A 6,153-nucleotide genomic window follows, 5' to 3' on the forward strand; every position below is an offset into this window, starting at 1 on the left:
CTGAGATTGGAGTGTGCACTTCAGGATGCTGCCCAGATTTCGATGCGAACAAAAAACCGAAGCCAACCACGAATCTACCGCCTTGAGATCCCATCAGGGGTGGATAGCGGCCTGCACCGTGGCAGAGTGACTTGTGCTACTCGGCTAGGACGCGAAACTTGGCGTGGCAGGAGGTGCAAATTTGCAGCATCAGATGGAAAGCGTGCTCGGCGGGCATGGTCTTCGGGTCGGGCACGTCCGGGTTTCTCTTGGCGAGCGGCCCGCCCATCTTCGCATCACTGCCCTGCATTCGCATGTCGAGAGCGAGAACATCCGGGTTGCGATCGGCCGCGACTGAGAGCGCCGCGGCATAAGTTCCGAGATCGGCAGCCAGTTTGTCGAACTTCGGTCGCTCCGCTTCGATGCCGGCGCTGGCCTTGGAACCTTCGGCGGTGACGGAGCCTTCGAACAGGACCGACAGCTTTTCGCCGGAATGTGCCCTGATGGTTTCGGTGGCGGCTTTGAAAGCCTTCGCATCGTAGGGCAGTGTCCCCTTGAACATGGCATCGATGTTCTTGGCGGCAGCGGCCATCGCCTTCATGTCCTGCTGCCTTTGGCGAACGACGTCGATTTCCGCTCTCTGGGCCGTCGTGGTCGAAAAGCCCGCTGCCACGATCGCAGCGACAATAAGGCCGCACCATTTTACAACCTTCGGACACATTCGGATGCAATCCTCTCATTGAGAGCCGCGCTCTTGTCGGCGTTTGATCAAGGTCAAGGCGAGATTGCCAGGATCGCGCACTGTGGTCGTCAATACAGCACGAGGTGTCGGACGAAAACATGATCGCCGTCAGCCAGACCGTCCGGAAATGCACAACAGAATTGCTGGCCATCTTGGTCGCTCTTCTGTTTCTGGCCGTGCCGAAGGCTGAGGCGACCCCCATCGAATGCGGGCCACACATTGCGGGCAGTGAACATGTCGTTTCCCCGCAGGTGAAAGCCGATCTCCACGCCGAGAAAGAAACAGACGACCAGAAAGCGTGCTGCAAGCGCATCTGCAGCCTGTGCCATGCGTTGTTCCCGGCTCCGATCTTCGGCGAAGTCACCCTGAAGTCCGGCGGTCGCCGGGACCTCACACCCCACCCCCCCATCAACGGCATCATTTCGCGACCCGCCATCGGCCCTCCTCGATCCGCCGGATGAGCCGGACCAGCCGTCGTTTGACGGCGGTCTTCCACGATCGCACCCGCGTGGTGTGATTTTCGCCGGCATCGACCGGCACGGAACGAGAGGTCAATGGATATGAAACGCCGTGAATTCCTGGGCGGGCTGATGTCGGGCGTCGTGGTCGCCGCATCGGGCGCCGCCCTACATCCAAACACAAGCTGGGCTGAGGCCAGCATAGCAACATCAAGCGCGGGCACCCGCAACCTTGCGATCACGAAGCGCGTGATCGAGGTGAACGGCAAAGCCGCCGACGTGCTTGGGCTCCTTCAGCCGGATGGCGCTGTCGGGCTGACGCTCGACGCGGAGCTTGCGTTCGACGTCACCCTTTCAAATCAAGGCGGCGAAGCGACGCTCATCCACTGGCACGGACTTGCGCCGCCATGGAATATGGACGGAGTCCCGGACAATCCCGCAGCGCTTCTGAAAGCGAAGGAAACCCGGCGCTACACGTTTCCGGTCGGCTCCGGCGGCACGCACTGGATGCATGCGCATACGCTCCAGGAGCAGAACCTGCTTGCCGCGCCCCTGATCGTGCGGACGGCCGACGACAGGCAGCGCGACGAGCAGGAAGTGGTCATCCTGCTCCACGACTTCTCCTTCACGCCTGCCGAAGAACTGCACGCCAAGCTGAAGGGATCATCGGGCGGTCACGGGATGGACCACAGTGCGATGGTGCAGGGCATGGCGTCCAGCATGCAGGGCCACATGTCCGGCATGGCGATGCCAGGCATGGCCGCCATGGATCTGAACGACATCGAGTACGATGCCTATCTCGCCAACGACCGGACGCTCGACGACCCTGAAGTCTTCACCGTCGAGAGCGGCGGACGCGTCCGCCTGCGCATCATCAATGGCGCGACGGCCACCGCCTTCACGATCGACACGGGCACGCTCACCGGACAGTTGATCGCCGTCGACGGACAGCCGGTGCAGCCGGTTCTAGGGACACGCTTCCCGATCTCCATGGGACAGCGGCTCGATATCCGGCTTGAACTTCCGAAGTCCGCCAAAGCCCATCCAATCCTGGCGCTGCGCGAGCGCACTGAGCATCGCGCAGGGGTCATCCTTGCGCCGACGGGCGCCACGATCGCCAGGATCGCAGCGCGTGGAGAGGATTCCGGTCCAATCGTCGGGCTCGACCTCGAAACGCGGCTCGCAGCAGCCGCGCCGCTTGCCGTCCGTGCCGCCGACCGTCGGTTTGAATTGACGCTTATGGGCAGCATGAGCGGCTACGACTGGCGGATCGAGGGCGGCGACAACCTTGGCGTTCGCCAAGGTGAAAGGATCGAGATCGTCATGCGCAACATGTCGATGATGTCCCATCCGATGCATTTGCACGGGCACCACTTCCAGGTGGTCGACATCAACGGAAAGGCAATCGGCGGCGCCGTGAGGGATACCGTTGTTGTGCCACCGATGGGGAGCGTGAGCGTAGTGTTCGACGCAAACAATCCGGGCCGTTGGCCGCTCCACTGCCATCACCTCTATCACATGGCATCGGGAATGATGTCCTTCGTCGCTTACGCATAAACAAGAGACGTCCGGCCCGCTTATTGGGTGGCTGGACGCTAGCTCTGTTGGAGGCGGGTACCGTTACGGAGAAATCACATGGACGAACATAAGCATCACCACGTACATGAAGGTCACGACCATCACCACCACGCCAATAAGAACGCGAGGACTGCCGAAGCCCCAGGCACGCTGGGCTCACAGCAGGATGGCGTGATCTACACCTGCCCCATGCATCCCCAGGTGCGCCAGATTGGCCCCGGCAACTGCCCGATTTGTGGCATGACACTCGAGCCCGAGGTCGTCACGGCCGACATGGGTCCAAGCCCGGAGCTTGTCGACATGCGGCGACGGCTCTGGATCGGCCTGGTTCTGACATTGCCCGTGCTGGCGCTCGAGATGGGTGGTCATCTCACCAATCTGCACATGCTGCTCGGCGCACAGACGTCGAACTGGATCCAACTCATCCTGGCGACCCCGGTCGTCCTTTGGGCAGGCGCTCCCTTCTTCCAGCGGGCCTGGCAATCACTCGTCACCCGGCACCTCAACATGTTTACGCTGATCGCCATGGGAACGGGCGTCGCCTGGGTCTACAGCGTCGTCGCAACCGTTGCCCCAGGCCTGTTTCCGGAAACATTCCGATCCAGCGAAGGAGCGGTCGCGATCTACTTCGAGGCGGCCGCCGTCATCACCGTGCTGGTGCTGCTCGGGCAGGTTCTTGAGCTGCAGGCGCGCGAGCAGACGGGCGGGGCGATCAGGGCGCTTCTCGATCTCGCGCCGAAGACGGCCCGCCGCATCCGCAGCGATGGCACCGACGAGGACGTGGAGCTCGAGACCGTCGTCGTAGGCGACAAGCTGCGCGTTCGCCCTGGCGAGAAGGTTCCGGTCGACGGTACTCTCCTCGAAGGACGCAGCTCGATCGATGAATCCATGATCACCGGGGAGTCGATGCCCGTCACCAAGGAGGTCGGGGCAAAACTGATCGGCGGCACTATGAACCGGACGGGCGGCTTCATCATGGAGGCGGGCAAGGTCGGCCGCGACACCATGCTGTCCCGGATCGTCCACATGGTCGCCGAGGCGCAGCGCTCCCGCGCCCCGATCCAGCGGCTCGCCGACGAGGTCTCCGGCTGGTTCGTTCCGGTCGTCATCGTGATTGCCGTCATTGCCTTCGCGACGTGGATGATGATCGGACCGGAGCCGCGGTTCGCGCACGGACTGGTCGCCGCAGTGGCCGTGCTCATCATCGCCTGCCCCTGCGCGCTCGGTCTTGCCACGCCGATGTCGATCATGGTCGGTGTCGGCAAGGGCGCGAGTGTCGGCGTGCTGATCAAGAACGCCGAAGCCCTCGAACGCTTCGAGAAGGTCGACACGCTGGTGGTCGACAAGACGGGAACGCTCACCGAGGGCAAGCCGAAGGTCACCGAAATCGTCGCCGTGAGCGGCGTATCTGAAGCCGACTTGCTGCGACTGGCCGCCACCTTGGAACGGCCGAGCGAACATCCGCTCGCAAGCGCCATCGTCGATGCCGCCAACGAGCGCGGCCTGGACCTCGGGTCTGCCGAAGACTTCGACAGTCCGGTCGGCAAGGGCGTGATGGGTATCGTCGACGGTCGCAGGCTGATCATCGGCAGCCACCGGATCATGTCGGAGGAGAAGGTGGACGTCTCTGCTCTCTCGCAAAAGGCGGAAGAACTGCGTGGCGAGGGAGCAACCGTGATCTTCGCGGCGATCAACGGCCGCCTGGGCGGTCTGTTTGCGATTTCCGATCCAATCAAGGCCACGACACCGGCTGCGGTGGAAGCGCTAATCAAGGACGGCGTCCGCGTGGTCATGCTCACCGGTGACAACAGAACCACCGCCAGCGCCGTCGCTCGCAAGCTGGGGATCACGGAGGTCGAGGCGGAAGTCTTGCCCGAGCACAAGAGTGAGATCGTCGCCCGACTGCGTAAGGAAGGCCGGATCGTCGCCATGGCGGGTGACGGCGTCAACGACGCCCCAGCCCTTGCCGCCGCCGACGTCGGCGTCGCCATGGGAACCGGGACCGATGTCGCGATCGAAAGTGCGGGCGTCACGCTGCTGAAGGGCGATCTGCAAGGCATCGTGCGTGCACGGCGCCTCAGCCATGCGACCATGGCGAACATCCGGCAGAACCTGTTCTTCGCCTTCATCTACAACGCTGCAGGCGTACCTGTAGCTGCGGGAGTGCTCTACCCGGCTTTCGGGCTGCTGCTTTCGCCGATCATCGCGGCGGCCGCCATGGCGCTTTCGTCCGTCAGCGTGATTGGCAATGCCCTGAGATTGAGGAGCGCACGGATATGATGTGGGATCGCAGATGGACTTTCTTCGCCGCTTCGCTCGCGGTGATTACCGCGGTCTTCGTTCTTCGCGAGCACTGGCAGCACGTGTTGGGTCTCACGCCCTATCTGTTGCTGCCGTGCCCGTTGATGCATCTCTTCCATGGGCATGGGCACGGCGGGCATCGCCATGACCGTGGAAGCCACCCGACGGAGCCGGGGGACATCACATGAGCTACATTCGCTCGGCAGAATCCGTCACCGATGTTGCAGCTTCCCCCGAGACGCTCTTCGACTTCCTCGATGACCAGGCCGCCCTCGGTTCACACATGGGGAAGCCGTCGATGATGATGCTCGGCGGACGGATGTCATACTCGCTCGACGATTCTGCCGGACGCGCTGTCGGATCCCGCATCTCGATGCGAGGCAGCGTGCTCGGACTGGAGCTCACCGTGGACGAGGTGATTGTCGAACACCGGCCTCCGGTCAGCAAGGTCTGGGAGACGCTGGGACGGCCGGACCTCCTTGTCATCGGAGCCTACAGGATGGGATTCGAGATCCATGGATCCGGTGGTGGCTCCCGGCTACGGGTATTCATCAACTACGACGATCCGGCAACGGTGGCGGGCAGAATTATCGGCCCGCTCCTCGGGCGCATTTATGCACGCTGGTGCGTCACGCGGATGGCCCGGGACGCCGCCAGCAGGTTCCGGCAGTGACCAACGGGAGGATGCCTCTCTCGGTATCCTCCCGACAAAGCTAGCGAGGCCTCACTTGGCGTGTTCCTTGACCCAGGCGCTCATCTCCTCGATTTCCTTCTTCTGAGCGTCGATGATCTTCTGGGCCATGGACTTGGCCTGCTCGTCATCACCGTATTTCAGCTCGACCTCGGACATGCTGATCGCGCCCATGTGATGGCCGATCATGCCGCAGACGAACGCGACATCAGGATCCTTCGCCATCATTCCCTGCATCATGGCCGGGTGCATTTTCTGCATGGACTCCATCATCGCTTTCTGATGGTCGGCCATTTCGCCGGTCTGCATGCCGCCTGGCATCTTCATTGCGGATTTCGGATTAACGGGACAGCGATTCCGGTAAATCCCGGACAGTCGTTTCACTAAATCGCGGACAGTCTCGC

Annotated in this window: 7 protein-coding genes; 5 read left to right on the forward strand and 2 right to left on the reverse strand. The window is 62.6% G+C overall.

The genetic code is table 11. The features are described 5' to 3' along the window. Positions 1–136: 136 nt before the first annotated feature. Complete coding sequence (locus AC070A_RS34445) at positions 137–700, reverse strand: cytochrome c (protein ID WP_057251610.1); 564 nt, start codon at positions 698–700, stop codon at positions 137–139. Between the two features lie 119 nt (positions 701–819). On the opposite strand from AC070A_RS34445, the gene AC070A_RS34450 reads away from it, so the two are divergent. The 5 genes from AC070A_RS34450 (at position 820) to AC070A_RS34470 (ending at position 5,731) form a co-directional block, all read left to right on the forward strand. After that, entirely contained in the window at positions 820–1,182 is a 363-nt protein-coding gene (locus tag AC070A_RS34450) for a hypothetical protein (protein ID WP_162771066.1), read from the forward strand. Between the two features lie 99 nt (positions 1,183–1,281). Further along, the gene (locus AC070A_RS34455) at positions 1,282–2,736 is read left to right on the forward strand and encodes a multicopper oxidase family protein (protein WP_113738038.1); all 1,455 of its coding nucleotides are present in this window, start codon (positions 1,282–1,284) and stop codon (positions 2,734–2,736) included. A 78-nt stretch (positions 2,737–2,814) separates the two neighbouring features. Continuing rightward, entirely contained in the window at positions 2,815–5,037 is a 2,223-nt protein-coding gene (locus AC070A_RS34460; RefSeq protein ID WP_113738036.1) for a copper-translocating P-type ATPase, read from the forward strand. Continuing rightward, positions 5,034–5,246 (forward strand): DUF2933 domain-containing protein, encoded by a 213-nt coding sequence (locus AC070A_RS34465; protein ID WP_057251613.1) that lies wholly within the window; start codon positions 5,034–5,036, stop codon positions 5,244–5,246. Before AC070A_RS34460 ends, AC070A_RS34465 begins: the two co-directional genes overlap by 4 nt. Beyond that, positions 5,243–5,731, forward strand: coding sequence for an SRPBCC family protein (locus AC070A_RS34470; RefSeq protein ID WP_113738035.1), 489 nt, complete (start codon positions 5,243–5,245; stop codon positions 5,729–5,731). The genes AC070A_RS34465 and AC070A_RS34470 overlap by 4 nt, the downstream gene beginning before the upstream one ends. A 51-nt stretch (positions 5,732–5,782) precedes the next feature. Here the strand turns inward: AC070A_RS34470 and copM are convergent, their stop codons facing one another. Further along, positions 5,783–6,133, reverse strand: coding sequence for a CopM family metallochaperone (gene copM, locus AC070A_RS34475; protein WP_494773644.1), 351 nt, complete (start codon positions 6,131–6,133; stop codon positions 5,783–5,785). Positions 6,134–6,153: the final 20 nt, after the last annotated feature.

It is taken from the genome of Ensifer sp. GW101-20A05 (assembly GCF_059424735.1).